Annotated in this window: 1 protein-coding gene; it reads right to left on the bottom strand. The window is 66.5% G+C overall.

Annotated features, from left to right (window positions below):
* Positions 1–18: 18 nt before the first annotated feature.
* A protein-coding gene (locus ACFVYS_RS43800) for an IS5 family transposase (protein ID WP_389511457.1) occupies positions 19–950 on the bottom strand; the annotation gives its coding sequence in 2 pieces (ribosomal slippage) (positions 19–600 and positions 603–950; 930 coding nt in all).
* Positions 951–1008 lie beyond the last annotated feature (58 nt).

Raw genomic sequence — 1008 nt, 5'->3', positions numbered from 1 at the left:
TAGGGACTGTTTCTCGGATCATGTTCGGAGCCAGATGGTGAGGGCTGCGAGGGTGACGGTGCCGAGGTAGATGTAGGCGCGTTTTTCGTAGCGGGTGGCGACGGCTCGGAAGCCCTTGAGGCGGTTGATGGCGCGTTCGACCGTGTTGCGTTTCTTGTAGCGCTCGCTGTCGAAGCCGGTGGGGCGGCCGCCTCGGGAGCCGCGGTTGCGCCGGTGCTTTTTCTGGTCGAGGCGTTCGGGGATAGTGTGCGGGATTCCGCGTCGTCGCAGGTAGCGGCGGTTTCTGCGGGCGGTGTAGGCCTTGTCTGCCAGGACGTGGTCGGGCCGGGTGCGGGGCCGTCCGACGCCGATGCGGGGTACAGAAACCTGCTCCAGGACCCGCTCGAGTTGAGGGCCGTCACCGTAATGCCCTGGTGTCAGCAGGAGGGCGAGAGGCCTGCATCGTCCGTCGGCGGCAAGATGGATTTTGGTGGTGAAGCCCCCGCGGGAACGTCCCAGGCACTCGCCGATCTGACCACCTCCTCCAGCCGGGCGGCCAGTTTCCCAAGCACCGGATCGGCCTGGTTCGTCCCCTGGCCGACCCCCTTTTGAGGATCCGCGGCCGGGGACGTCTTCCTCGCGCCGGCGGCATGCTGGTGAGCGCGCACCGCAGTTGAGTCCACCGACACGTCCCAGTCGATTCGGCCTGCGGCGTCCTCGGCGGCCTGAACGCGAGACAGCAGCATCGCCCACGTTCCATCAGCTGACCAGCGGCGATGCCTTTTATATACGGTCTCCCAAGGTCCGAACCGCTCCGGCAGGTCCCGCCACTGCACACCCGTCCGCACCCGGTACAGCACGCCGTTGATCACCCGCCGGTGATCACTCCACCGACCCCCACGCGCACCACCACGAGGTAACAACGACTCCAGCCGATCCCACTCCGCGTTCGTCAGATCCCCGCGACCCATACAGTCAGCCTGACCCCAACACCCCACCCGCGTCAGGAGATCCGAGAAACAGCGCCTA

The sequence above is a fragment of the Streptomyces sp. NPDC058295 genome (assembly GCF_042880655.1).
GTDB classification, from domain to species: Bacteria; Actinomycetota; Actinomycetes; order Streptomycetales; family Streptomycetaceae; genus Streptomyces; species Streptomyces coriariae.
This window is presented reverse-complemented; position numbering and strand designations above follow the sequence as displayed.